Below are 25428 nucleotides of genomic sequence, written 5' to 3' on the forward strand. Positions count from 1 at the left end.
CGCGATCCCCATCCCCGCAACGAAAGCAGGTCCGTCTGTGGCTACAACCAACGCCTGGTGGCAGGACGCGGTCATCTACCAGGTCTATCCCCGCAGCTTCGCCGACGGCAACGGCGACGGCGTCGGCGACCTCGCCGGGATCCGCGCGCGACTGCCCTACCTGGCCGAACTCGGGATCGACGCGATCTGGTTCAGTCCCTGGTATCCCTCACCGATGGCCGACGCCGGATACGACGTCATCGAGTACCGCGACATCGCGCCGGTCTTCGGGACCCTCGCCGAGGCCGAGGCGCTCATCGAGGAGGCGCACGGGCTGGGCGTGCGCATCATCGTCGACGTCGTCCCCAACCACGGCTCCGACGCGATGCCGTGGTTCCAGCAGGCGCTCGCCGACGGCGAGGGAAGCGCGATGCGGCAACGCTTCTGGTTCCGGCCGGGCCGCGGCGAGCACGGCGCCGAGCCGCCGAACGACTGGCGTTCGATCTTCGGGGGACCGGCCTGGACCCGCACGAAGAACGCCGACGGCACGCCCGGGGAGTGGTACCTGCACCTGTTCGCACCCGAGCAGCCGGACCTGAACTGGGAGCACCCGGCGGTGCGCGAGGAGTTCCTCGACGTGCTGCGCTTCTGGCTCGACCGGGGCGTCGACGGCATCCGCGTCGACTCCGCGGCGCTGCTGGTCAAGGATCCGGCGCTGCCCGACGGCGGCGACGACGCCGACCCGTTGTTCACCGACCGCGACGAGGTCCACGACATCTACCGCTCCTGGCGGGCGCTGAGCGACACCTACGACGGCGACCGCATGCTCGTCGGCGAGGTGTGGCTGCCCGACCCGGTCCGCTTCGCCAACTACCTGCGGCCCGACGAGATGCACACCGCCTTCAACTTCGGCTTCCTCGGCTGTCCCTGGGACGCGGGCGAACTGCGGAAGGTCGTCGACGACACCATCCGTTACCACGAGCCCGTCGGGGCGCCGGCGACGTGGGTGCTGTCCAACCACGACGTCACCCGCCATGTCACCCGTTACGGCCGCGCCGACACGTCCTTCAGCTTCGCCGCCAAGAAGAACGGCGCCGGTGAGATCCCCGTCGACCTCGCCCTCGGCGAGCGCCGGGCGCGGGCGGCGTTGCTGCTGTGCCTGGCACTGCCCGGATCCACCTACGTCTACCAGGGCGAGGAGCTGGGGTTGTGGGAGGTCGAGGACATTCCCGAGGAGCTGCGCGACGATCCGATGTGGCATCGCTCGAACCACGCCGATCCCGGTCGTGACGGCTGCCGTGTCCCGATCCCCTGGTCGGGGCAGGAACCGCCGTTCGGCTTCGGTCCACAGGGGACGACGCCGTGGCTGCCGCAGCCCGCCGCCTGGCGCGACCGAACCGCCGAGGCCGAGGACGGCGACCCGGCCTCCATGCTGAACCTGTACCGGAGGGCGCTTCGCGCGCGCCGCGGCGAACCCGCCCTCGGTCACGGCCCGATGGCCTGGGTCGACGCGCCGGAGGGCGTGCTGGCCTTCACCCGTGAGGACCAGGTGACCTGCGTGGTCAACCTGTCGCCGGATCCCGTCGCGTTGCCCGAGGGCGCCGAGGTGCTGCTGGCCAGCGCCGAACTCGACGGCGGTTCGCTTCCCACCGACTCCGCGGTCTGGCTGCGCGGCCACACCGCCCTGCCCGAGAACCCCGAGATGGAGAGGAAAGTGCGATGACCATGTTACGAAGGAGGGCCTGGCCGGTGCTCGCGACGACGGCGGTGCTGGCCGCCGGTGTCCTGTCGGCCGGCCCGGTGACCGCCGGGAAGCCTTTAGGAGACAACGTTGCCGCCGCCCCGGCGCCGGAGGTCTCGGCCTTCGACGTCGCCGGCGGTGCGACCGTCCCGTTCATCGAGCAGGAGGCTGAGAACGTCGCCCACAACGGGACCGTGATCGGCCCGAACCGGCTGTACACGACGCTTCCGTCGGAGGCTTCGGGCCGCCGGGCGGTGACCCTCGACGCGGTCGGCGAGTACGTCGAGTTCACCCTCACGGCGCCGGCCAACGCGATGACGGTCCGCTACAGCCTGCCCGACAATGCCGCCGGGACCGGCATTACGGCACCGATCGACCTGCGGGTGAACGGCTCGAAGGTCAGGGACCTGCCGCTGACCTCGAAGTACGGTTGGTTCTACGGCAGTTACCCGTTCACCAACCAGCCCGGCGACAAGCCGCACCACTTCTACGACGAGACGCGCACCATGTTCGGCTCGACTCTCGGTGCGGGCACGAAGGTCCGGCTTCAGGTCGCGTCGATGGGCGCGTCGTCGTTCACCATCGACCTCGCCGACTTCGAGAACGTCGCCGCGCCGATCGGGCGCCCGGCGGGCGCACTGTCCGTTGTGGACTATGGCGCCAACCCCAACGGCGGCGGTGACTCCACGGCCGCGTTCCAGGCCGCGGTCGACGCCGGGCGGACTCAGGGCAAGGTCGTCTACATCCCGCAGGGCACCTACTTCCTGTACGACCACGTGATCGTCGACCAGGTGACGCTGGCCGGCGCCGGGCAGTGGTACAGCGTGCTGACCGGCCGGCACCCGACGCAGCGGCAGAAGGCCGTCGGGATCTACGGCAAGTACGTCGGCGAGGGCGGGCCTTCGCAGAACGTGACGCTGAAGGACTTCGCGATCATCGGTGACATCGCCGAGCGCGTCGACGGCGACCAGGTCAACGCCATCGGCGGAGCCATGTCGAACTCCACCGTGGACGCGGTGTGGATGCAGCACACCAAGGTCGGCGCCTGGATGGACGGGCCGATGGACCGCTTCCGGATCGTCAACAGCCGCATCCTGGACCAGACCGCCGACGGCGTGAACTTCCACATCGGCGTGACCAACTCCTCGGTGGAGAACACCTTCGTGCGCAACACCGGCGACGACGGCCTGGCGATGTGGGCGGAGAACCGCGGCGGAGTCACGAACGCCGGCAACTCCTTCGTCCGCAACACCGTCGTGCTGCCGATCCTGGCCAACAACATCGTCGTCTACGGCGGGCGGGACATGAACGTCTCCGACAACGTCGTCGCCGACACCGTCAGCAACGGCGGCGGCCTGCACGTCGGCAACAGGTACGACGGCGTCAACGGCCCGACGGGCGTGCTGGGGACCTTCACCCTGGCGCGGAACACCCTGATCCGGGCCGGTAACGGCGACTACAACTGGCCGTTCCCGATCGGCGCGATCTGGTTCGACGCGCGCAACGAGCCGATGGTGAACGCGACCATCAACGTCACCGACACCGACATCATCGACAGCTCCTACGCGGCCATCCACTTCGTGTCCGGCACGACCAGGGGCGTCAACTTCAACAATGTCCGGATCAACCGGACCGGCACCTTCGCCATCCAGCTCAACGACCCGGGTGCGGCGAGTTTCACGAACGTCACCGCGACCGGGATCGGCTTCACCGAACCGATCTACAGCTGCCTGGGCTCCGGCTTCACCATCACCCAGGGCGGCGGCAACTCGGGCTGGAACACGAAACTGCCGAACACCTACTGCGGACCGTTCCCGCCCCCGAACTACGGCGGAACGACACCGACCGGGCCCCGGATCGCCGTGAGCCCAGGGGCCCTGGCCTTCGGCGACCAGCAGGTCGGCACCACCGGCGCGGCCAGGGCCGTGACGATCAGCAACCCCGGTGACGCCACCGCGAACATCTCCTCGGTGTCGGTCTCCGGCGACTACGCCCGCACCACCAACTGCGGCGCCACGCTCGCACCGGGCGCGAGCTGCACGGCGAACGTGACCTTCACGCCGACGGCGGCGGGCTCGCGGACGGGCGCGCTGTCGGTGTCGTCGAACGCGACGGGGAGCCCGCACACGGTTTCCCTGTCCGGCAACGGAACCACGGCCAACGCCAACCTGGCGCTGAACCGGCCGGTGTCGGCGAGCAGCTACACGCAGGTGTACGGGCCGGGCAACGCCGTCGACGGCAACGCCTCCAGCTACTGGGAGAGCGCGAACAACGCCTTCCCGCAGACGCTGACGGTGGACCTGGGTTCGGCGCGGAACGTGGGCCGGATCGTGCTGAAACTCCCGCCGTCCTCGGCGTGGGGGACGCGTTCGCAGACCGTGGCGGTCGCGAAGTCGGCCGACGGCGGGGGCTACTCCACCGTCGTCGGTGCCACGTCGTACACCTTCGATCCCGCGACGGGCAACACCGCGACGATCACCTTCGCGGCCACGTCGGCGCGCTTCCTGCGCCTGACGTTCACCGCGAACAGCGGCTGGCCGGCGGGTCAGTGCTCGGAGTTCGAGGTCTACGCGAGCTGACCGGGCGACGGTCCGCCGCGCCGGGGGCGCGGCGGACCGGGCCGGGTCAGCCCGCGATGAGTCCGATGTGGACTCCGCGGTGGCCGGGGTCCTCGACGAGGTCGAGGATCCCGGTGGCGAAGTCGGCGTAGGTGATCCGGCCGACGCCGCCGTAGGCCTCGGCGAAGTTCGTCACGCCGAGGTCGGCGAGCGTCGCGGCCTTCGCCGAGCCCGTGGGCGCCGACTCGCGGTCGAAGTCGGTGGTGGGGGATACGGCCGTCCAGTCCAATGAGGACGACGCGAGTCGCGCGGACCCGGCGGCGTGGCCGAGGCTGAACGGCCTGAACTCGGCGGGGAAGTCGGGCGCGTCGACCAGGCGCTCTCCGGGTGAGAGCTCCAGCAGCGACGACAGCGAGACGTGGATCAGCCGCGGCGGCGCGGCGGCGATCAGCGCGTCGGCGGCGGCCGGGAAGAACACGGCGGGATCGACGTCGAGCGTGGCCGTCGCGTTGACGGCGACGTCGTGCCCCCGGATCGCCTCGGCGACGGCGGAGGCGTCGGTGACGTCGCCCTGGACGACGCGGGTGGCCGCGGGCGCCTTGGCGGCGTCGCGGACGAACGCGGTGACCTCGTGGCCGCGCGCGAGCGCGGCGGCGACGACGGCACGACCGCCCTGACCTGCGGCGCCGAGGACGATGAGGTGGGACATGCGGGCTCTCCTTGGTGTCGGGAAGGCCGAAGGTATCTTTTGGATACCGGTTACTTCAACGGAACCAATGGCGGGAGCGACCTGTGACGCGGCCCATACCCGACGAGGACTTCTTCGACCCGGCGTGCCCGTCGAGCGCCATGCCCATCCGCGTGGGCGAGAAGTGGGGCGGGATGGTGGTCGTGCTCCTGGAGAACGGGCCGCTGCGCTTCACCGAGCTCAAGCGCCCGATGCGCGCGGTCACGTCGAAGGTGCTGACGGAGACACTGCGATCGCTGGAACGCGACGGGATGGTGACGCGGACGGCGTACGCGGAGGTCCCGCCGAGGGTGGAGTACGAGCTGACGGACCTCGGGCGGACGCTGCTCGCGCCGATCCAGGCGTGCCGGGACTGGGCCGCGGCGAACCTGCCGGCGTTGCTGGAGGCGCGGGCGGGGTGGGATGGCTGACCTCATCGGAGACGAGGATCTGGCCTGGTCGCCGATCGTCGCCAACACGATCATGAACCGGGGGCGCGGCATCGCCTCCTACGGAAGGGAACTGGGCCTCGACATCGCCGAGGTCCTCGCCGCGAGAGGTCCCGGCGCCCGCTGGCTCGACCTCTGCTGCGGGGAAGGCCGCGCGGCCACCGAAGCCGCCGCCGCACTCCCCGGGACCGAGATCGTGGCCGTCGACCTCGTCGGCCACTTCGCGCACGAGGACCCGTGCGTGCGCTGGATCGTCGCCGGTGTCGGCGAACTCGCCGCGCTCGACCTTGGCGAGTTCGACCTGGTGACGTGCGTGCACGGGCTGCACTACGTGGGCGACAAGCTCGGGGCGCTGCGGTACTGCGCGGCCGTCCTGCGCGAAGGCGGGGTCTTCGCGGCGAACTTCGACGTGGAGTCCTTGCGCGGGGAGGACGGCGGCGCGCTCGGGCGGCGGGCCGTGGCCGCGTTGCGGGCGGCGGGATTCGGCTACGACACGCGGCGGCGGCTGGTCACCCGCATCGGCGGCACGGCCGACGTGGTCTGGCCGTGGCGGTACCTCGGCGCCGACGACCGGGTGGGGCCGAACTACACCGGCGCGGAGACGGTGGCGGGATGGTACGGGTGAGCGCGAGCTTCCGGATGGTCGGCGCGTAACACCCCGATCCGTTCCCACCACACCGATCCGTCGTATCCCACCGCCCTCTTCACGCAACCGCCGTCCCGTTCCCCGCGTGATGTCGGTTAACAGAACATGGCCACAACTCGGGGAGCAAGAATGCGTGGTTCCAGATCGCTCGCGCTGGCGGGCCTTTTCGTCGCCGCCCTCGCGGCCCCCATCGGTCTCTCCGCCCCGGCCGGCGCGGCCCCGCCGGTCCTCGCCGAGCGGGATCCCGTCGCTTCCGGCGCCGACTTCAACGGTGACGGCTTCGCCGACGTCGTCACCGGCTACCCCGAGGAGACCGTCGACGGCAACGCCGCGGCGGGCGCCGTCCGCGTCATCTTCGGCGGCGGGGCCGGTTCGGTCCTCATCACCCAGAACGCCGTCGGCATCCCCGGCGCGGCCGAGGCCGGCGACCGCTTCGGCCACGCCGTGGCGGCGTGGAACTCGCCCTATGACGAGTACCCCGCGCTCGTCATCAGCGCCCCCCTCGAAGGCGCGGGCTCGGCCACCGAGTCCGGTGAGATCTGGGTGATCCCCGGGTCGGCGACCGGCCTGGAGTTCGGCAGCACCTACACCTACCGCCAGGGCAAGGGCGGCGTGCCCGGGACCCTCGAAGCGGGCGACCGCTTCGGCTGGTCCCTGTCGGCCGGGCGCGAGCTCGCGATCGGTTCACCCGGCGAGGACGTCGGCGATGTCGCCGACGCCGGATCGGTCACCGTCATCGGCAACGAGCGGATCGTCTCCTTCCACCAGGACAGCGCGAACATCGCCGGCACGAACGAGACCGGCGACCGCTACGGCTGGTCGGTCTCGATCGACGGCTACCTCCTCGCCGTCGGCACGCCTCACGAGGGCGTCGGCTCGGTCCCCGGGGCCGGTGCCGTCCAGCTCGTCACGATCAGGCCCGACGGGACCCCCAACAACGCGTGGCCCGCCCCCGCGACCCTCAACTCCATCGACCAGGGCCGGCCCGGCGTGACGGGCACCCCCGAGACGGGCGACCACTTCGGCTGGTCGGTGTCGCTGGTCCCGTCCGGCGATGACGGGCGGCACAGCCTGGCCGTCGGTGTGCCCGACGAGGCCATCGGCGACCACGCGCGGGCGGGCGGCCTGCACGCCTTCCACATCGACGACCTCGTCGGCGGCTACGGCGAGTACCTCGCCGTCGACCAGGGCTCGGCCGGTGTGCCGGGGACCGTCGACACCGGCGACCGCTTCGCGTCGACGGTCGTCCAGGTCCTCACCGACGGCGGGCCCGCGATCGTGACGCACACGGGCACGGAGACCGGGGACGGCGAAGGCCGCGACATGCCCGCGCTGCACGTCTTCCACCCCGCCCTCGGCACCTCGGCGATCTGGCTGGAGGCCGGCGGCAGCGGGATTCCCGACGGGATGCTCCTGGCCCCCGACCACATCGGCGGGACCCGGGACCGGCTGCTCGTGTCGACGACCCCCGTCGGCGTCCCCTACCGGGTCATCGGCGTGCCGTGGAGCGACATCCTCGCCGGAGGCACCGACCCGATCGTCGAGTACCTCTTCTAAGGCGCACGGCGGCGGTCCGCGCAAGTCGGGCCGCCGCCGCCCAAGCGGGCTCCCTCTAGGCTGGGACCATGCACGTCAACGCGGAAAACCCCGACTGGACCCCCGCCGAGGCCGGATTCTTCGGACTGGCCGAACCGTCCATTGTGGAGAAGCTCCGTGCCGTGCACGCCTTCGTCCACGACGACGCCCACGACGAGGACGACCCCTACATCGCGCAGCTCGCCGCCGCGCTGCACTTCCTCGACGAGGCGGCCGTCCTGCCCGACGGCGCCGAGAAGTTCGAGGCCTGGACCGAGGTGTACCCCTACCTCGCCGCCCCGGCCGTCGACACCGTCGAACTCGCCGACGCCCTCGCGGCGGCCGCGCACCGCGGCCAGCGCGACAAGAGCGGAGCCGAGTACATCGGGCACCCGCGGGCCGTGTCGGCGATCGTGAAACGTGACGGCGGAAGCCTCGAACAGCAGATGGCGGCCCTGCTGCACGACGTCGTCGAGGACACCTCGGCGACACTGCCGCACCTGGCCGACCTCGGCGTCCCCGACGGCGTGCGCGAACTGGTCAACGCGCTGTCGAAGAGGCCGGGCGAGCCGCTGCCGCACTACCTGGAGCGCGTGAAGGCCACACCCGGCGCGGTCCTGGTGAAGCGGGCCGACGTCGCGCACAACTCCAGCCCCGCCCGCCTCGCCCAGCTCGACGAGACGACGCGAACGCGCCTGTCGGCGAAGTACGCGGCCACGCTCGCCGGGTTGGAGTAGCGCCCCACCCGCGACACCGCCGCGCGCGGGGCGCTCCACGTGTCAGCTCGGCATCTCCGGCGTCAGGGTCGCGAAGACCGCGCCCTGGGGGTCGATGATGACCGACATGCGGCCGACGCCTTCCATCGTCATCGGCGACAGCATGAGCGTGCCGCCCAGGTCGCTCGCCTTGGCGGCGACGGCGTCGGTGTCGGCGGTCGCGAAGTAGACGTACCACAGCGGGGGCGCGCCCGCCGGGTGCTCGGGGTTGGCCATGGCGCCGCCGAAGCCCATCTGCTCGCCGCCCTCGGCGATCTGCACGAGGTACTCCATGTCGGGTGCCTGCGGGGCCTGCTGGCTGCGCCAGCCGAAGACGCGGTGGTAGAAGTCGAGCGCCTGCTTGATCTCCGCGCCGGAGTACTCGACCCAGCAGACGGCGTTGTCGTCGGCCCAGGATTCGGCGCCCTTGTGCAGTTTGGGCTGGGTCACGGCGAACTGGCCACCGGCGGGGTCGGTGAACCCGGCGATCGCGTTCTGCCCCATGACGTCCATGGGCGGGAAGCGGACGGTGCCGCCGGCGTCGGCGACCCTGGCCGCGGTGTCCTCGGCGTCGGCGACCTGGAAGTAGGTGGTCCAGGCGGGCTCGGCGCCCTCCTCCATGATCGGCCCGAGGCCGCCCACCTGCTTACCGTCGCTCATGATGAAGTGGTAGTGCCCTGCCTCCGCCCCCAGGTCCTGGAAGTCCCAGCCGAACAGCGGCCCGTAGAAATCCTTCGACTGCGAAAGATCGGTGCTTCCGAGGTCTACCCAGGAGGGTTCTCCGTTGGCGAACTCTTTGGACATGACTGCTCCTTCTACGTGGAGAGAGCTACACCGCCGATCCTGTCCGATCGGGCGGATCCTCATGTACAGGTCTGACAAAACAGTCGCATCGCCGCGCCTAATCTGACCCCATGCGTCGCATACTCCTCTCCTGCACCGCCACCGCGCTAGCCCTCAGCGCGTGCGGTTCGAACCCACCGCCCGCGGCGGGCGAACCCTCGGCACCGGCCCCGGTCACGGTGAGCCCGCCGATGGCCGGGCCGCCGGTCGTGCGCGACTGGGTCTACCAGCTCAGCGGCTACGCCGACAACGCCGGCAGCGGGCTTGACGCCATCGCCGCCGCGCCCGGGCAGGCCGCGGTCTTCGACCTCGCGCGCGACGGGAGCGACGGCTACTGGACGGCCGCCGAGGTCGGCACGGTTCGCGGCAGCGGGAAACTCGCACTGTCCTACTACACGATCGGCTCGATCGAGAACTACCGTCCCGAGGCCGGCGCGGTCGGCGACGCCGGGCTCCTGCTCAACCAGTGGGGCGACTGGCCCGACGAGCACTTCGTGAAGTACTGGACCGAGGACTGGTGGACCCTGGCGATGAAACCCCGCGTCGACCAGGCCCTCGCCGCCGGTTTCGACGGCGCCTACCTCGACGTCCCCAACGCCTACGAGGAGATCGACCTCGCGCTCGTCCCCGGCGAGACCCGCGAGACCCTCGCGCGGGAGATGGTCGACCTGATCGTCCGCGTCAGCGAGTACGCGAAGTCGGTCCGGCCGGGCTTCCTCATCCTCCCGCAGAACTCACCGGAGCTTCAGGAACTGCCCGGGTACACCGACGCCGTCGACGGGCTCGGCGTCGAAGAGCTCTACTACCTCGCCACCGACGAACCCTGCGCCGAGGGCTTCTGCGCCGAGAACCTCGCCGCCGTCCGGCGCCTCCACGACGCCGGGAAGCTCATCCTGGCCGTCGACTACGCCGACGACCCCGCCAAGATCGCCGACGCGTGCGGCGGCTACCGCGAGGAGGGCTTCGCCGGGTACGTCGGCGGCGTCGACCTCGACGACATCCGCGCGGCCTGCCCCGCCTAGGTGACGATCAGATCCGCCCGGCCGTCGTCGCCCCCGTGATAGGACAACCGGACCGTGCGGTCCCCGACGGCGAACTCCAGCTCGCACACCTCGGCGGCGGCCAGGCAGGACGCGACCGCCGCGGAGTCGTACTCGGCTCCGCGCGCGGTCAGCCACGACTCGAAGGCCAGCGCGTCGGCCGGGCCCGTGATCGTCGCGTACGCCGCCCACGGCCAGGCACTGTCCTCACTCGTCGACCAGCCCGCCGGAGCGCCCAGCTCGACACGGGCGTCGTCGAGATTGCGCATCCGCATGAGCCCGAAGGACCCGCCGACCACACAGCTCCCCAGGCAGCACAACAAGGCCAGGAAACCGCAGGTCAAGGCCATGAACGCCTTCGGTCCGCCCTTGCGGAACGCCACGGCGGGGGAGGATCCCTCGTCGGGCTCGTCCCCGGACTCGTCGGGCGGGAGGGCCTCTTCCCCGGCGCTTTCGGTCACGGGAGGAGTCTACGGACGGACCGCCCCAACGGGGCCCGGCTCACACACCCGACCCGGCCGCGCGGCCCGCCCGGCGCGTACCCTCAAGGCCATGAGCCGGGAGATCGACGAGGTTTTGCAGCGCGCGGCCGACGGCGGGCGGATCAGCCCCGAGGAGGCGCTCGCCCTGTACGAGCAGGCACCCTTCCACGCGCTCGGCGAGGCCGCCGACGTCGTGCGCCGCCGCCGCTACCCCGACGGCATCGTCACGTACCTGATCGACCGCAACATCAACTACACGAACGTGTGCGTCACGGCCTGCAAGTTCTGCGCCTTCTACCGCGCCCCCAAGCACAAGGAGGGCTGGAGCCACGACATGGCCGAGATCCTCCGCCGGTGCGCGGAGGCCGTCGACCTGGGCGCCACGCAGGTCATGCTCCAGGGTGGGCACCACCCCGACTTCGGCGTGGAGTACTACGAGGAGCTGTTCGGCACCGTCAAGGCCGAATACCCCGGCCTGGTCATCCACTCCATCGGCCCGAGCGAGATCGGGCACATGGCGAAGGTGTCGGGCGTGTCGATCGAGGACGCGATCACCCGTATCAAGACCGCCGGGCTCGACTCCATCGCCGGCGCCGGCGCCGAGATGCTGCCCGAGCGCCCCCGCAGGGCCCTCGCCCCGCTGAAGGAGTCGGGCGAGCGCTGGCTGGAGATCATGGAGGTCGCGCACCGGCACGGCCTTGAGTCGACGGCGACGATGATGATGGGCACCGGCGAGACCAACGCCGAACGCATCGAGCACCTGCGGATGATCCGTGACGTGCAGGACCGCACGGGCGGTTTCCGGGCGTTCATCCCGTGGACCTACCAGCCGGAGAACAACCACCTCAAGGGCCGCACGCAGGCGACGACCCTGGAGTACCTGCGGCTGATCGCGGTCGCGCGGCTGTTCTTCGACGAGGTCGCGCACCTGCAGTCGTCGTGGCTGACGACGGGCAAGCCGGCCGGTCAGCTGTCGCTGCACATGGGCGTCGACGACCTCGGGTCGATCATGCTGGAGGAGAACGTGATCTCCTCGGCGGGCGCCAAGCACCGTTCGCGGCTGACCGAGCTGGTCGAGCTGATCCGCACCGCCGGGCGTATCCCGGCGCAGCGGAACACCCTCTACGAGCACCTGTCGGTGCACTGGACTCCGGCCGACGACCCGACGGACGACCGGGTGCGCTCGCACGTATCCTCGATCGCGCTGCCGATCTTGGAGCGTGACCGGCCCGTGGAAGATCAGCTCGCGAAGAACTAGCCCGCGCGTATAAGAGGTATCGAGAACATGACGGAGCCCCTCTCCGGGACGAGCGCCCACCGGGCGCGCGTGGTCGTGCCCGTCGACGGCGAGCCGATCGCCGACGGCGCGGTGATCGTCCGCGACGGTCTGGTCCTCGCGGTGGGCCCGGCCGACGAGCTGCTGCCCGCGCATCCCGGCGCGCGCGTGCGCGAATGGGACGGGACGCTCACGCCCGGTCTGGTCAACGCTCACACGCATCTGTGCTTCTCGGCCTACGCCGACTTCTACGGCAATGGACTGGCCTTCCCGGAGTGGATCCAGGGCTTCGCCCGGCAGAACCCGTCGATGACGCCCGAGGACTGGCGGGCCTCGACGGCCGACGGGGTCGCGCGGTCGATCGCGGCCGGTGTCACGGCCGTGTCCGATGTGGTCACTCCGGCGGCGTCCTTCGAGGTCCTCCTCTCCTCGGACTTGCGTGGGACCGCCTTCTACGAGGTGGTCGGGGCGGACGACTCCATCTGGGCGGTGGAGGGCCCGGTGTGGACCGCCGCGCTGGAGGCGGCGATCGGTCAGGTCGGCGGTGGGATGACCGTGGGTGTCAGTCCCCACACCCTGTTCACGCTCAGCACCTCGGTGCAGGTTGCACTGCTGGCGCTGGCGCGCGAACGGAAACTGCGCCTGCACCCGCACGTCGCCGAGAGCCCCGCCGAGAGCCTGTACGTCCACAGTGGATCCGGGCCGTTCGCCGAGATGGTCGCCCGGATCGGCTGGCAGTTCGAGATCCTCGCCAGCGGCGGCACCGGGCACAGCCCGACGCTGCAGAACGAGGTCCTCGGCGCCCTCGGCGAGGACTGCCACGTCGCCCACGGCGTGCACACCGACGCCGCCGACCGTGCCGCGCTCCGCCGGTACAACACCGCCGTGGCCCTGTGCGCGCGCTCCAACGCGCGCCTCGAATGCGGGCGGGCGCCCGTCGCCGACTACCGCGCCGAAGGCAACCTCATCGCCGTCGGCACCGACTCCCTCGCCTCGGCGCCCGACCTCGACATCCTCGGCGAACTGCCCGTCCTGCGGGAGATGGCGCTGTCGCAGGGATCGGGCGAGGAGGACCTCGACCGCTGGCTGTTCACCGCCGCCACCGCCGGCGGCGCCCGCGCCCTCGGCGGCTTCGCCGAGTACGGCACGATCACGCCCGGAAAACGCGCCGACTTCGCCGTCTTCGCCGCCGCCGACGCCCGCGCGCCCTACGCCGCGCTCGTCAACGAGGGCGCCGGAACCTGTGTCGCCACGGCCGTCGGCGGCCGTATCGTCCACGGTGGATGATCGAACACGGTCGGTAACCGACGCTATCAACGGGTTTGGGATAGACCCGCCCTAAGCTGGACGTCCTCTGTGGACGGGGCTATGTTTCCGCCGCGTCAGCATCTCTTCAAAAGAGGACGGGGGACCCCCTATGAGGTCACCACGATCAGGGGGTGCGCGCGCGGCGGCGGCCGCTTGCGCAGCGGCGACCATGACGGCGCTGTTCGCCCTCAGCGCGCCCGCCTACGCCGATCCCGACCCGAGCACCGAACCCGCGGCCTCGGGGGAGCCCACGGTCGCGCCCGCGCCCGCCGATCCCGACGTCAAGCCCATGGCGACCGGCGCCGACCTGTCGGTCAAGGTCCGGTCGAGCGAGTCGACGCCCGGTGGCGCCGCGAACGTCCGCAAGATGATCACCGTCGAGGTCAAGAACAAGGGCCCGGAGCCCGCCAAGAACCCCGTGGTCACCTTCGCGATCAAGGACTACGACCCTTCCGACGGCTACGAGCTCACCGGCGCCGGCGACTTCTGCGACACGGCCCCCACGCCCGCCACCGGTGACGTCGTGTTCACCTGCGACCTCAGCGACAAGCCCGACTACGCCCTCGCCCCGGGCGCGGTCAGCAACCTCGCGTTCCTCCAGCTGGAGCACGGCATCGGCGCCGAGGGCGACGTCGTCGAAGGCGTCGCGTCGGTCGAGTCGGAGACTCCCGACGACGACGAGAAGAACAACTCCGCGCCCTTCACGATCACCGTCGTGGACGCCGGCGTCGACGTGTCCGCCTACATCGGCACCGACATGACGATCGACCCCGGCAAGACCGCCTCCTTCGCCGGGGACGGCTTCGTGCAGGTCTACAACGAGGGCAACACCCCCATCGACGGGATCTCCCTGTCGCTGACGCTGCCCGCGTACGCGTCCTTCGAGAAGGACTACGGCAACTGCGAGTACAGCGCCGACGGCCGCAAGGCCAACTGCTCCTACGACCACCAGCTCGCCGAGAACCAGGACGGTTTCGCGATCGCCGACGAGACCCCCTTCCGGATCACCGTGGCGAAGAACGCGCCCGGCCCGCTGAGCATCGGTGACGCCACGGCCACCGCCGCCGCGCTCGGCGTGCTCGAACCGCAGGAGATGCGCGGGGCCGGCTCCGGGCAGATGCTCACCAAGGCCGACGAGCAGGACGACCAGGCCCCCGGCGACAACGTCGTGAGCTGGGCCGTGTTCACCACCGCCAACCCCGCCGACGTGAAGGTCACCTCCACCGAGGCCGAGGGCAAGGTCGGCGCGACGGTCTCCGTCGTCGTCGCGGTCGGCAACAACGGGCCCGCCGACTCGCCCGGCGGCGCCGAGGTCACCTTCACCGCGCCCAAGGGCACGTCGGTGGTGTCGGCACCCGACGACTGCAAGGAGCAGTCGAAGGGCGTGTGGGTCTGCACGACCGACGCGACCATCCCCGTCGGCAAGGAGAACAAGGGGACCTTCAAGCTCAAGATCGACGGCGGGACCGTCGAGGACGGCAAGGCCGAGGTCGTCGCCAGGTTCGCCGACACCGACGAGAAGAACAACGCCGCCGCGGTCGTCGTCAACGTCCTCAGCGGTGGCGGCGGGGGACTGCCCGTGACCGGGCAGAACCTGACGATCGCCGGCATCGCCGCGGCCGTGCTGCTCGCCGTCGGTGGCGCACTGGTGCTGCTCGGCCGCAAGCGCCGCGCCGCCGTGGCGGAAGGCCCCGACGGGTCCGGAGTCGCGGGGGCCGGTCCTGACGCCGGTGCCGGTGGCGGGACCGCCGACGCCGAAGAGGCCGCGGAAGAGGCCGCCGAAGCGGAGGCCGCGACCGTCGAAGCCGCCGAGGCCGCCGCCGAGAAGGCGGTCGAAGCCGACGAGGCCGCGGCCGCCGGCAGCGCCGACGCCGACGAAGCGGCCGCGGCCGCCGAAGAGGCCGAGGCCGAGGTGGACGAGGCCGCCGCCGTGGCCGACGAGAAGGTCGCCAAGGCGGAGGCCGAAGAGCCCGCCGCCGCCGCCGAGGCGGACGCCGACGAGGCGCCGGAAGGCGACGCCGGAACCGGCGACGGCAAGAAGAAGAAGTAACGGCGCACAGCCGTGACCACGGCGCCCCCACCGCGAGGTGGGGGCGCCGTTCGCGTCGCGGCGTGGACCCCCCAAAACCCCGCCCCCGGCCGATCCGGCCGCGAGTGGCACAGTGGCACCCATGAGCCGAGCAACCCTCGCCAAGGATCCGCACGAGGTCGCCGAGATGTTCGACGGCGTGGCCAAGCGCTACGACCTGACCAACACCGTCATCTCGCTCGGCCAGGACCGCCTCTGGCGCAGGGCCACGCGCAAGGCGCTCGCCCTTCGGGCCGGCGACCGCGTCCTCGACCTCGGCGCCGGTACAGGCGTCTCCACTGTGGAGTACACCGCCGAGGGCGCCTACGCGATCGGCACCGACATCTCTCTCGGGATGCTTCGGGCGGGGCGCCACCGCGGCGTCCCCCTCGTCGCGGGGAACGCGCTCGAACTTCCCTATCGTGACGGCGTCTTCGACGCCGTCACGATCTCCTTCGCGCTGCGCAACGTGCCCAACACCGAGCGTGCGCTTGCCGAGCTCCTGCGGGTCACGCGCCCCGGTGGCCGGATTGTTATCTGTGAGTTCAGCCGCGCTTCGTGGGCGCCGTTCCGCTTCGCCTACGAGAACGTCGCGCTGAAGGCCATCCCGCTCGCGGCCCGCGTCGTCTCCTCCAACCCGGAGGCCTACCAGTACCTCCAGGAGTCGATCCGTGCGTGGCCCGACCAGGCGAAGCTCGCCGGGCTGCTGGGTGCCGCGGGCTGGTCACGGGCGGCCTGGCGTAACCTCACCGGCGGAGTCGTGGCGCTACACCGCGCCACGAAGCCCGGCGGGAGTTCCCGCAGTACTGACTAAGGCAAACCTAAGTACATGTCCGCTCCGGTAAGGGTTCTAGACTCGCGCCGGAAGCTTGTGAACGCATTCACAAGAAGACGATCACCCTTAGTAGAGGACCCAGTGTGTAAGCCCGCGAGCGAGCCCCCGGCAGACTTCGCCGCACCACTGACCCACCTCGGCGGCCCGGCCGCCGGAAAGGCCGCCGCGTCATGAGCGACAACGCCGTGACCGACACCGCAGACGTCATCGTCGTAGGCGCCGGCCCCGCCGGGTCCGCCTCGGCGTACTACCTCGCCAAACAGGGCCTCGACGTCCTGCTCCTGGAGAAGACCGAGTTCCCCCGCGAGAAGGTCTGCGGCGACGGACTGACCCCCCGGTCGGTGCGTCAGCTGCTGCGCATGGGAGTCGACACCTCCGAGAGCGCCGGCTGGGTCCGCAACCGCGGTCTGCGCGTTGTCACGAACAAGACCACCCTCGAAATGGACTGGCCGACCCTGGCGGCCTACCCCAGCTACGGCCTGACCCGTACGCGCCTCGACTTCGACGACGTCCTCGCCCAGCGGGCGGTGTCCGCGGGGGCCAGACTCGTCACGGCCACCAACGTCCTCGAACCCGTCCTGGATCGCGCCGGACGGGTCGTCGGCGTTTCGGGGACGCACGGCAAGGACAAGAAGCCCGTCACCTATCGGGCGCCGCTGGTCCTCAGCTGCGACGGGGTGTCGGGCCGGCTGGCGCTCGCGCTCGGGATCGCCAAGCGCGACGACCGGCCCATCGGCGTCGCCGTCCGCCGGTACTACTACTGCGCCGAGAAGCAGCGGGACGACTACCTGGAGTCCTGGCTCGAACTGCGCAGCGCCGACAACCCCCAGGTCGCACTGCCCGGCTACGGCTGGATCTTCGGCCTCGGCGACGGGCGCGTCAACGTCGGCCTCGGTGTACTCAACTCCTCCAGTGGCTTCGGCAAGACCGACTACCGGGCCATGCTCAAGGACTGGCTGAACGCCACTCCCGAGGAGTGGGGCCTGCGCGGGGAGACCAACGCCGACGGCCCGATCCGCGGCGCGGCCCTCCCGATGGGGTTCAACCGGACGCCCCACTACACTCGCGGGCTGATGCTCGTCGGCGACTCCGGCGGCATGGTCAATCCCTTCAACGGCGAAGGGATCGCGTACGCGATGGAGAGTGGCGAGGTCGCCGCCGAGATCGCCGCCGACGCTCTGGCACGTAAGGCCGGACCGCGACGCGAGGAAGCCCTTCGCCGGTATCCGAAGGAACTTCAGCGGCGCTTCGGCGGCTACTACCGGATGGGCGGGATCTTCGTCGAGCTCATCGGCAACCCGAAGATCATGCGCCTGTGCACCGAGCACGGCCTGAACCACCCGACGCTGATGAAGTTCGTGCTCAAGTTGCTGGCCAACCTGACCGAGACTCGCGGCGGCGATCTTCACGACCGTGTGATCAACACCCTCAGCAAGGCGGTACCGTCAGCATGATGTGGACAAAGGGGACATAGGGATGTCGCTTTCGCAGTGGGTACCGCTGGTCGTGCTCTTCACGCTGGCCACGCTGTTCGCGCTCTTCTCGGTGACGATCGCGCCTTACATCGGCCCTCGCCGGTACAACAAGGCGAAGCTGGAAGCCTATGAGTGCGGTATCGAACCGACGCCGACCCCTCCGGGCGGCTCGCGTTTCCCGGTGAAGTTCTACCTCACCGCGATGCTGTTCATCATCTTCGACATCGAGATCGTCTTCCTCTACCCGTGGGCCGTCGCCTTCGACTCGCTCGGCATGTTCGGGTTCGTGGAGATGCTTCTGTTCATCGTCACCGTCTTCGTCGCCTACACCTATGTGTGGCGGCGCGGCGGCCTGGACTGGGATTAGGGACCATGGGCGTAGAGGAAAAGCTCCCCGCCGGCATCCTGCTGACAACCGTCGAAGGTGTCGTCAACTGGAGCCGCAAGGCGTCGTTCTGGCCGGCCACCTTCGGCCTGGCCTGTTGTGCCATCGAGATGATGGCGTCCGGCAGCGCGCGTTACGACCTGGGCCGTTTCGGCATGGAGGTCTTCCGCGCGACTCCCCGGCAGGCCGACCTGATGATCGTCGCCGGGCGGGTGAGCCAGAAGATGGCCCCCGTCCTCCGCCAGATCTACGACCAGATGCCCGAACCGAAGTGGGTGCTGTCGATGGGCGTCTGCGCCTCGTCGGGCGGCATGTTCAACAACTACGCGATCGTCCAGGGCGTCGACCACATCGTCCCCGTCGACATGTACCTGCCCGGCTGCCCGCCGCGGCCGGAGATGCTGATGGACGCGCTGCTCAAGCTGCACGAGAAGGTCCAGGCCGAGCCCCTCGGGGACAAGCGCCGGGTGATCGTCGCCGAGGAGGACGCACCCGCGGTGCCCCTCGGTTCGATGCCGTCGAGCTACCGCTTCAACAAGGCCAAGGCCGCCAAGTGGCGCGAGGCCGTCGAAGAGGGCAGCGAGGAGCAGCTGCGCATCACCGAATGGATGGCCGACCGTGAGGCGATCCGTTCCGGGAAGGGGAAGCGGTGACCGACAAGAGCCAGCCCAACGAGAGCCGTCCGCCGGGCGAACCGGCCGAGCTCTCCGAGCGGGTCCAGCCGCAGGAGTCCTCGCAGAAGGGCCTGTTCGGCGTCTCCGGCACCGGTGACACCTCCGGCTTCGGCGGACTCGTCCGGCACACGACCGCCGCGTCGGCGCTGGTGTCGACGCCCCGCCCGTTCGGCGAGTACTTCGACGAGGTCGTCGACATCCTCAACGAGCACGACGAGATCTCCGAGGAGACGATCAAGGCCGTCGTCGTCGACCGCGGGGAGCTGACGATCCACGTCGCGCCCGACGCGATCCGCGACATCTGCCGGGTCATGCGCGACGACGAGTCGCTGCGCTTCGAGCTGTGCAACTCGGTGTCCGGGGTGGACTATCCCGACCGCGACACCCGCCTGCACGTCGTCTACCACCTGACGTCGATGACCTACCGGCGCCGCGTGCGCCTGGAGGTCGCCGTCACTGCCGAGGACCCGCACGTCGACAGCGTCACCAGCGTCTACCCGACCGCCGACTGGCAGGAGCGGGAGACCTACGACATGTTCGGCGTCGTCTTCGACGGGCACCCGAACCTGACCCGCATCCTCATGCCCGATGACTGGTCGGGTCACCCGCAGCGCAAGGACTACCCCCTGGGCGGCATCCCGGTCGAGTACAAGGGCGCCGAGATTCCGCCGCCGAATGAGCGGAGGGCGTACAAGTGAGCGCCGAAACCCAAGACCAGTACGCCGACTCGCGCGACACCACCGAGGGACGCGTCTTCACCGTCACCGGCGGTGACTGGGAGAGCGTCACCGAGGCGATCGACCCGCTCAGCCAGGAGCGGCTCGTCGTCAACATGGGCCCCCAGCACCCGTCAACGCACGGCGTGCTCCGCCTCGTCCTCGAACTGGAGGGCGAGACGGTCACCGAGGCCCGTGTCGTCGTCGGCTACCTCCACACCGGCATCGAGAAGAACCTCGAATACCGCACGTGGACGCAGGGCACGACCTTCGTGACCCGCTGCGACTACCTCGCGCCGATCTTCAACGAGACGGGCTACTGCCTCGGTGTCGAGAAGCTCCTCGGCATCACCGAGCAGATCCCCGAGCGCGCCAACACCATCCGCGTGATGATGATGGAGCTCAACCGGATCTCCTCGCACCTCATCTGGCTGGCCACGACGGGCATGGAGCTCGGCGCGCTGACCATGATGATCTTCGGTTTCCGCGAGCGCGAGAAGATCCTCGACATCTTCGAGTCCGCCTCCGGTCTGCGCATGAACATGGCCTACATCCGTCCCGGCGGACTGTCCCAGGACCTCCCCGCGGAGGGCCTGGCGAAGATCAAGCAGTTCCTGAAGGACATGCCCGGCCACCTCCGCGAGTACGAGGACCTGCTGTCGGGGTCGGCGATCTGGCAGGAGCGCACGCAGGGCGTCGCCTACCTCGACGTCTCCGGCTGCCTCGCCCTCGGCGTGACCGGCCCGGTGCTGCGGTCGGCCGGACTGGCCTGGGACCTGCGCAAGACCATGCCGTACTGCGGGTACGAGACCTACGACTTCGACGTCGCCACGCACAACGGCGCCGACGTGTGGGGTCGCTACATGGTCCGCATGGAGGAGATCCGGCAGTCGCTGCGGATCGTCGAGCAGTGCGTCGAGCGTCTTGAGCCCGGCCCGGTCATGGTCGCCGACAAGAAGATCGCGTGGCCCGCGCAGCTCGCGCTGGGCACCGACGGTCTCGGCAACTCGCTCAACCACGTCAAGCACATCATGGGCCAGTCCATGGAGTCGCTGATCCACCACTTCAAGCTCGTCACCGAGGGCTTCCGGGTACCGCCCGGCCAGGTCTACACCGCCATCGAGGCGGCCCGCGGCGAGCTCGGCGTGCACGCCGTCTCCGAGGGTGGGACCCGGCCGCACCGGGTGCACCTGCGGGAACCGAGTTTCATCAATCTCCAGGCCATCCCGGCCATGGCCGAAGGCGCGCTCATCGCTGACGTTATTGCGGGTGGCGCCTCGCTCGACCCGGTGATGGGTGGGTGCGACCGATGAGTGCAGAAGTTTTCGGTTTGGAAGGTTCCCACTGGGTTGAGCTCGTCGGCGGGCGAATCGCCGACGTGCTGTGCCCGATGGGTGCCTCGCTGGACCCCGTCATGGGTGGGTGTGATCGCTGATGCTGCTGGACAACGAGGAACTGAAGGCCCAGGCCCGCGAGATCATCGCGCGCTATCCGCAGGGCAAGTCCCGCTCGGCGTTGCTGCCGATGCTGCACCTGGTGCAGGCGGAGGACGGCTACGTCAGCGGTGACGGCATCGGCTTCTGCGCCGAGATGCTCGGCCTGACCAAGGCCGAGGTCGCGGCCGTGTCGACCTTTTACACCATGTACAAGCGCAAGCCGACCGGTGACTTCCTGGTCAGCGTCTGCACGAACACCATGTGCGACGTGATGGGCGGCCAGACGGTCTACAACGTCTTGAGCGAGTACCTGGAGGTCGGGCACGACGAGACGACCGCCGACGGCAAGATCACCCTTGAGCACGCCGAGTGCCTCGCCGCCTGCGACTTCGCGCCGGTGATGACGGTCAACTACGAGTTCTACGACAAGGTCGACCCCGAGCAGGCGCTGGCGACCGTCCGTGAGCTCCAGGACGGCAAGCTCCCGCAGCCGTCGCGCGGTGCCCGCCTGTGCACGCTCAAGCAGCTGTCCAGGCAGCTCGCGGGCTGGTCGGAGGACCGCAAGGACGCCCTCGCCGACACCGGTATCGGCGAGGCGACCCTCGCCGGGCTCCGGCTGGCCGAGAAGCACGGTGTCGCCGCCCCCGTCGGCGACGTCGAACTCAACACACCGATCCGTGTGGAGAAGAAATGACGAGCCCACGGCCAGAGTTGCTGGCGAAGCTCACGCCGGTCCTGACCAAGCGGTGGCTGTCGCCCGACGCGTGGCGCATCGACACCTACGAGCAGCTCGACGGGTACCAGGCGCTGCGCAAGGCGCTGAAGTCCGACCCGGACGACCTGATCGCGTTCATGAAGGACTCCGGTCACCGCGGTCGCGGCGGCGCGGGCTTCCCCGTCGGCATGAAGTGGGCCTTCATCCCGCAGAACGACGGCAAGCCCCACTACCTCGTGGTCAACGCCGACGAGGGCGAGCCGGGGACCTGCAAGGACCTCCCGCTGATGATGAACGACCCGCACGCCCTGATCGAGGGCATGATCATCGCGACCTGGGCGATCCGCTCGAACAAGGCCTTCGTCTACATCCGCGGGGAGGCGATCCACGCCGCGCGGCGGCTGCGCAACGCCGTCGAGGAGGCCTACGCCAAGGGCTACCTGGGCAAGAACATCCTCGGTTCGGGACACGACCTCGACATCGTGATCCACTCCGGTGCCGGCGCCTACATCTGCGGTGAGGAGACGGCTCTCCTCGACTCGCTGGAGGGCTACCGGGGCCAGCCGCGCCTGCGGCCGCCGTTCCCGGCGACGCACGGGGTGTACGGCTGCCCGACGGTCATCAACAACGTCGGTTCGATCGCCTCGGTCCCGCACATCGTCCTCAACGGCGGTGCCTGGTGGAAATCGCTCGGTTCGGAGAACTCGGCCGGGACGATGATCTACTCGCTGTCGGGCCGTGTGCAGAACCCCGGCCAGTACGAGTGTGGCATGGGCATCACCCTGCGCGAGCTGATCGAGCTGGCCGGCGGGATGCTCCCCGGGCACAACCTGAAGTTCTGGACGCCCGGCGGTTCCTCGACGCCGATGCTCACCGCCGACCACCTCGACGTCCCGCTGGACTTCGACGGGGTCGCCAAGGCGGGCTCGATCCTCGGCACGACCGCGACGATGATCTTCTCCGACCGCGACTGCCCGGTGTACGCCACCTACCGCTGGCTCATGTTCTACACGCACGAGTCCTGCGGCAAGTGCACGCCGTGCCGCGAGGGGAACTACTGGATGACGCGGACCTACCGCCGCATCCTGTCGGGCAAGGGCACGCACGCCGACCTCGACACCCTTCTGGACACCTGTGACAACCTGCTCGGCCGGTCCTTCTGCGGTCTCGGCGACGGTGCCACGTCTTCGGTGACGTCCTCGCTCCAGTACTTCAAGCAGGACTACCTCGACTACATCGAGGGTCACCGCCGTCCCCTGCTCAACGAAGCCGACCTGGTTGGGGCGCACTAAATGACCGTCACTCCTGAAAAGACCGACACGGTAACGCTCACCATCGACGGCATCGAGGTGACCGTCCCCAAGGGGACCCTGGTCATCCGCGCCGCCGAGCAGGTGGGCGTCGAGATCCCGCGCTTCTGCGACCACCCGCTGCTCGAACCGGTCGGCGCCTGCCGCCAGTGCCTGGTCGACATCGAGGGCCAGCGGAAGCCCGCGGCCTCCTGCACCGTCACCGTCGCCGACGGCATGGTGGTCAAGACGCAGAACACCTCCCCGGTCGCCGAGAAGGCGCAAAAGGGGATCATGGAGTTCCTGCTGATCAACCACCCGCTCGACTGCCCGGTCTGCGACAAGGGCGGCGAGTGCCCCCTGCAGAACCAGGCCATGTCGACCGGCCGCACGGAGACGCGCTTCGAGGAGCAGAAGCGGACCTACAAGAAGGCCCTGCCGATCTCCTCGCAGGTCCTCCTCGACCGCGAGCGCTGCGTGCTCTGCGCGCGCTGCACCCGCTTCTCCAAGCAGGTCGCCGGCGATCCCTTCATCGAGCTGATGGAGCGTTCGGCGCTGGAGCAGGTCGGCATCTACGAGGACGAGCCCTTCGAGTCCTACTTCTCGGGCAACACCGTGCAGATCTGCCCGGTGGGCGCGCTGACCGGCGCGCAGTACCGCTTCCAGGCCCGGCCCTTCGACCTGGTGTCCTCGCCGAGCATGTGCGAGCACTGCGCGGCGGGCTGCGAGCAGCGCTCCGACCACCGTCGCGGGAAGGTCACCCGCCGCCTGGCCGGTGACGACCCGCAGGTCAACGAGGAGTGGAACTGCGACAAGGGCCGCTGGGCCTTCCAGTACGTCCGCGCCAACGACCGTTTGATGCAGCCGATGATCCGTGACGCGAAGTCCGGTGAACTGCGCGAGGCGAGCTGGCCCGAGGCGCTGCGCAAGGCCGCCGAGGGTCTCGCCGCCGCGAAGGCGTCGAAGGGCGTCGGTGTCCTGACCGGCGGTCGCCTGACCGTCGAGGACGCCTACGCGTACGCGAAGTTCGCGCGCGTCGCCCTCGGCACCAACGACGTGGACTTCCGGGCCCGGCCGCTGTCGGCCGAGGAGACCGAGTTCCTCGCGCACGCGGTCGTCGGCGTCAACCCCGGCAACGGCGGTGTCACCTACGAGCAGATCGAGACGGCCCCGACCGTCCTCCTCCTCGGCCTCGAAGCCGAAGAGGAGTGCCCGATCCTGTTCCTGCGCCTGCGCAAGGCGAACCAGAACAACGGGCTGTCGGCCTACGTCGTGGCGCCCTACGCCACGCGCGGCACCGAGAAGATCGGCGGGACGCTCCTGCCGACCGTCCCGGGCGGCGAGGCCGAACTGATCGAGTCCCTCCTCGGGCCGAGCGAGGTCGGCGACGCGCTGCGCACTCCGGGCGCGGTCGTCCTCGTCGGCGAGCGCCTGGCCTCGGTGCCGGGCGCGTTGAGCGCGGCGGCGAAGCTGGCGCGGACGACCGGCGCGAAGCTCGCGTGGGTTCCGCGCCGGGCGGGTGACCGCGGCTCGGTTGAGGCCGGTGTCCTCCCGAACCTGCTCCCCGGTGGCGGCCTCGCGGCCAGCGCCGAGGACCGAGCGCACCTCGCGGCCTACTGGGACGTCGAGAACCTGCCCGAGCGCGAGGGCCGCGACACCGACGGCATCATCGCCGCGGTGTCGGGCGGCGAGCTGTCGGGCCTGGTCGTCGCGGGCGTCGAGACTCGTGACCTGGCCGACCCGAAGGCCGCCGAGGCCGCGCTGATCGCCGCCGACTTCGTCGTGTCGATCGAGTTGCGCCCGAGCGCGGTGACACAGCGGGCCGACGTGGTGTTCCCGATCGCCCCGGCGGTCGAGAAGGCCGGTGCCTACCTCAACTGGGAAGGCCGCCTGCGCGTCTTCGACGCGGTGCTCGATTCGAGCGCGATGGCCGACGGCCGGGTCCTCGACTCGATCGCCGCGCTGATGGGCGCCAAGATCGACACCGGTGACGTGCGGACCGTGCGCGGTCAGCTCGCGGGCCTGCCGAAGGCCGGGACGCGCGCGGCGCGCCCGTCGGTCGCGGCCGGTTCGGCGACGCTTCCCGGGCACGGCGAGGCGGTTCTGGCGACCTGGCACCACCTGCTCGACGCGGGCAGCCTGCAGGAAGGCGACGAGAACCTGGCCGGGACGGCCCGCACCCCCGTGGTGCGGCTGTCGGCGGCCACCGCCGCCTCCGTCGGCGCGGCCGACGGTCAGGGCGTGACGGTCGGTTCCGACGCGGGCGCGATCACGCTGCCGCTGAAGGTCACGAAGATGCCCGACGGTGTCGTGTGGCTGCCGACGAACTCCCCGGGCTCCGGCGTGAATCGCACGCTCGGGGTCACCGCGGGTTCTGTTGTTTCGATCGCCTCGGTTGGAGGGACGGCGTGATGAGGGAAGAGCGGTACGGAGCTCGCCCCCTGACCACAGCTGGT

At 70.2% G+C, this 25428-nt stretch carries 21 protein-coding genes and 1 pseudogene; 19 read left to right on the plus strand and 3 right to left on the minus strand.

Features of this window, described 5'->3' with window-relative positions:
• Nucleotides 1–37 precede the first annotated feature (37 nt).
• Together HNR73_RS24215 and HNR73_RS24220 are read left to right on the plus strand one after the other, a co-directional pair.
• Nucleotides 38–1702 carry a glycoside hydrolase family 13 protein gene (locus HNR73_RS24215; protein ID WP_184789900.1) on the plus strand — a complete coding sequence of 555 codons (1665 nt, stop codon included), beginning with the start codon at nt 38–40 and terminating at the stop codon, nt 1700–1702.
• Complete coding sequence (locus tag HNR73_RS24220; RefSeq protein WP_184789901.1) at nt 1699–4299, plus strand: choice-of-anchor D domain-containing protein; 2601 nt, start codon at nt 1699–1701, stop codon at nt 4297–4299. Before HNR73_RS24215 ends, HNR73_RS24220 begins: the two co-directional genes overlap by 4 nt.
• A gap of 46 nt (nt 4300–4345) precedes the next feature.
• Here HNR73_RS24220 and HNR73_RS24225 read toward each other — a convergent pair whose 3' ends face one another.
• On the minus strand, nt 4346–4987 hold the full coding sequence (locus HNR73_RS24225; protein WP_184789902.1) for an NAD(P)-dependent oxidoreductase: 642 nt from the start codon (nt 4985–4987) through the stop codon (nt 4346–4348).
• Between the two features lie 83 nt (nt 4988–5070).
• On the opposite strand from HNR73_RS24225, the gene HNR73_RS24230 reads away from it, so the two are divergent.
• The 4 genes from HNR73_RS24230 to HNR73_RS24245 all read left to right on the plus strand — a co-directional run bounded on the left by HNR73_RS24230 (nt 5071) and on the right by HNR73_RS24245 (nt 8412).
• Nucleotides 5071–5436, plus strand: a complete 366-nt coding sequence (locus tag HNR73_RS24230) for a winged helix-turn-helix transcriptional regulator (protein WP_239122280.1) — start codon at nt 5071–5073, stop codon at nt 5434–5436.
• On the plus strand, nt 5429–6079 hold the full coding sequence (locus HNR73_RS24235) for a class I SAM-dependent methyltransferase (RefSeq protein WP_184789903.1): 651 nt from the start codon (nt 5429–5431) through the stop codon (nt 6077–6079). Before HNR73_RS24230 ends, HNR73_RS24235 begins: the two co-directional genes overlap by 8 nt.
• 150 nt (nt 6080–6229) lie before the next feature.
• On the plus strand, nt 6230–7657 hold the full coding sequence (locus tag HNR73_RS24240) for an FG-GAP repeat protein (RefSeq protein WP_184789904.1): 1428 nt from the start codon (nt 6230–6232) through the stop codon (nt 7655–7657).
• A 68-nt stretch (nt 7658–7725) separates the two neighbouring features.
• Nucleotides 7726–8412 carry an HD domain-containing protein gene (locus tag HNR73_RS24245; protein WP_184789905.1) on the plus strand — a complete coding sequence of 229 codons (687 nt, stop codon included), beginning with the start codon at nt 7726–7728 and terminating at the stop codon, nt 8410–8412.
• Between the two features lie 42 nt (nt 8413–8454).
• Here the strand turns inward: HNR73_RS24245 and HNR73_RS24250 are convergent, their stop codons facing one another.
• On the minus strand, nt 8455–9234 hold the full coding sequence (locus tag HNR73_RS24250; RefSeq protein WP_184789906.1) for a VOC family protein: 780 nt from the start codon (nt 9232–9234) through the stop codon (nt 8455–8457).
• Between the two features lie 110 nt (nt 9235–9344).
• Here HNR73_RS24250 and HNR73_RS24255 point away from each other — a divergent pair, with 110 nt between their 5' ends.
• Nucleotides 9345–10295, plus strand: a complete 951-nt coding sequence (locus HNR73_RS24255) for a glycoside hydrolase family 191 protein (RefSeq protein WP_203686706.1) — start codon at nt 9345–9347, stop codon at nt 10293–10295.
• Here the strand turns inward: HNR73_RS24255 and HNR73_RS24260 are convergent.
• Complete coding sequence (locus tag HNR73_RS24260) at nt 10292–10774, minus strand: hypothetical protein (protein WP_184789907.1); 483 nt, start codon at nt 10772–10774, stop codon at nt 10292–10294. The two genes, HNR73_RS24255 and HNR73_RS24260, sit on opposite strands and share 4 nt — an antisense overlap.
• Nucleotides 10775–10865: 91 nt before the next feature.
• Here HNR73_RS24260 and mqnC point away from each other — a divergent pair, with 91 nt between their 5' ends.
• From mqnC to HNR73_RS24320, 12 genes and pseudogenes are all read left to right on the plus strand, one after another.
• Nucleotides 10866–12053: a cyclic dehypoxanthinyl futalosine synthase gene (gene mqnC / locus HNR73_RS24265; protein ID WP_184789908.1), complete on the plus strand. Its 1188-nt coding sequence runs from the start codon at nt 10866–10868 to the stop codon at nt 12051–12053.
• 27 nt (nt 12054–12080) lie between these two features.
• Nucleotides 12081–13358, plus strand: coding sequence for an amidohydrolase family protein (locus tag HNR73_RS24270; protein WP_184789909.1), 1278 nt, complete (start codon nt 12081–12083; stop codon nt 13356–13358).
• Nucleotides 13359–13548: 190 nt separating this feature from the next.
• A complete protein-coding gene (locus tag HNR73_RS24275; protein WP_184789910.1) occupies nt 13549–15429 on the plus strand; it encodes a COG1361 family protein in 1881 nt (626 codons plus the stop codon).
• 121 nt (nt 15430–15550) lie between these two features.
• Nucleotides 15551–16261, plus strand: a complete 711-nt coding sequence (locus tag HNR73_RS24280; protein ID WP_184789911.1) for a demethylmenaquinone methyltransferase — start codon at nt 15551–15553, stop codon at nt 16259–16261.
• 191 nt (nt 16262–16452) lie between these two features.
• Nucleotides 16453–17736, plus strand: a complete 1284-nt coding sequence (locus tag HNR73_RS24285; protein ID WP_184789912.1) for a geranylgeranyl reductase family protein — start codon at nt 16453–16455, stop codon at nt 17734–17736.
• Between the two features lie 22 nt (nt 17737–17758).
• The gene (locus HNR73_RS24290) at nt 17759–18124 is read left to right on the plus strand and encodes an NADH-quinone oxidoreductase subunit A (protein ID WP_184789913.1); all 366 of its coding nucleotides are present in this window, start codon (nt 17759–17761) and stop codon (nt 18122–18124) included.
• A 5-nt stretch (nt 18125–18129) separates the two neighbouring features.
• Complete coding sequence (locus HNR73_RS24295; RefSeq protein ID WP_184789914.1) at nt 18130–18795, plus strand: NuoB/complex I 20 kDa subunit family protein; 666 nt, start codon at nt 18130–18132, stop codon at nt 18793–18795.
• Nucleotides 18792–19514 carry an NADH-quinone oxidoreductase subunit C gene (locus HNR73_RS24300; protein WP_184789915.1) on the plus strand — a complete coding sequence of 241 codons (723 nt, stop codon included), beginning with the start codon at nt 18792–18794 and terminating at the stop codon, nt 19512–19514. The genes HNR73_RS24295 and HNR73_RS24300 overlap by 4 nt, the downstream gene beginning before the upstream one ends.
• On the plus strand, nt 19511–20845 hold the full coding sequence (locus HNR73_RS24305; RefSeq protein ID WP_184789916.1) for an NADH-quinone oxidoreductase subunit D: 1335 nt from the start codon (nt 19511–19513) through the stop codon (nt 20843–20845). Before HNR73_RS24300 ends, HNR73_RS24305 begins: the two co-directional genes overlap by 4 nt.
• Before the next feature lie 121 nt (nt 20846–20966).
• A pseudogene (gene nuoE, locus HNR73_RS24310) lies at nt 20967–21647 on the plus strand (NADH-quinone oxidoreductase subunit NuoE); the annotation flags it as partial.
• Nucleotides 21648–21658: 11 nt separating this feature from the next.
• Nucleotides 21659–22975: an NADH-quinone oxidoreductase subunit NuoF gene (gene nuoF, locus HNR73_RS24315; protein ID WP_184789918.1), complete on the plus strand. Its 1317-nt coding sequence runs from the start codon at nt 21659–21661 to the stop codon at nt 22973–22975.
• On the plus strand, nt 22976–25384 hold the full coding sequence (locus tag HNR73_RS24320) for an NADH-quinone oxidoreductase subunit G (protein WP_184789919.1): 2409 nt from the start codon (nt 22976–22978) through the stop codon (nt 25382–25384).
• The last annotated feature ends 44 nt before the right edge of the window (nt 25385–25428 follow it).

Source organism: Phytomonospora endophytica (assembly GCF_014202425.1).
In the GTDB taxonomy this organism is placed as follows: domain Bacteria; phylum Actinomycetota; class Actinomycetes; order Mycobacteriales; family Micromonosporaceae; genus Phytomonospora; species Phytomonospora endophytica.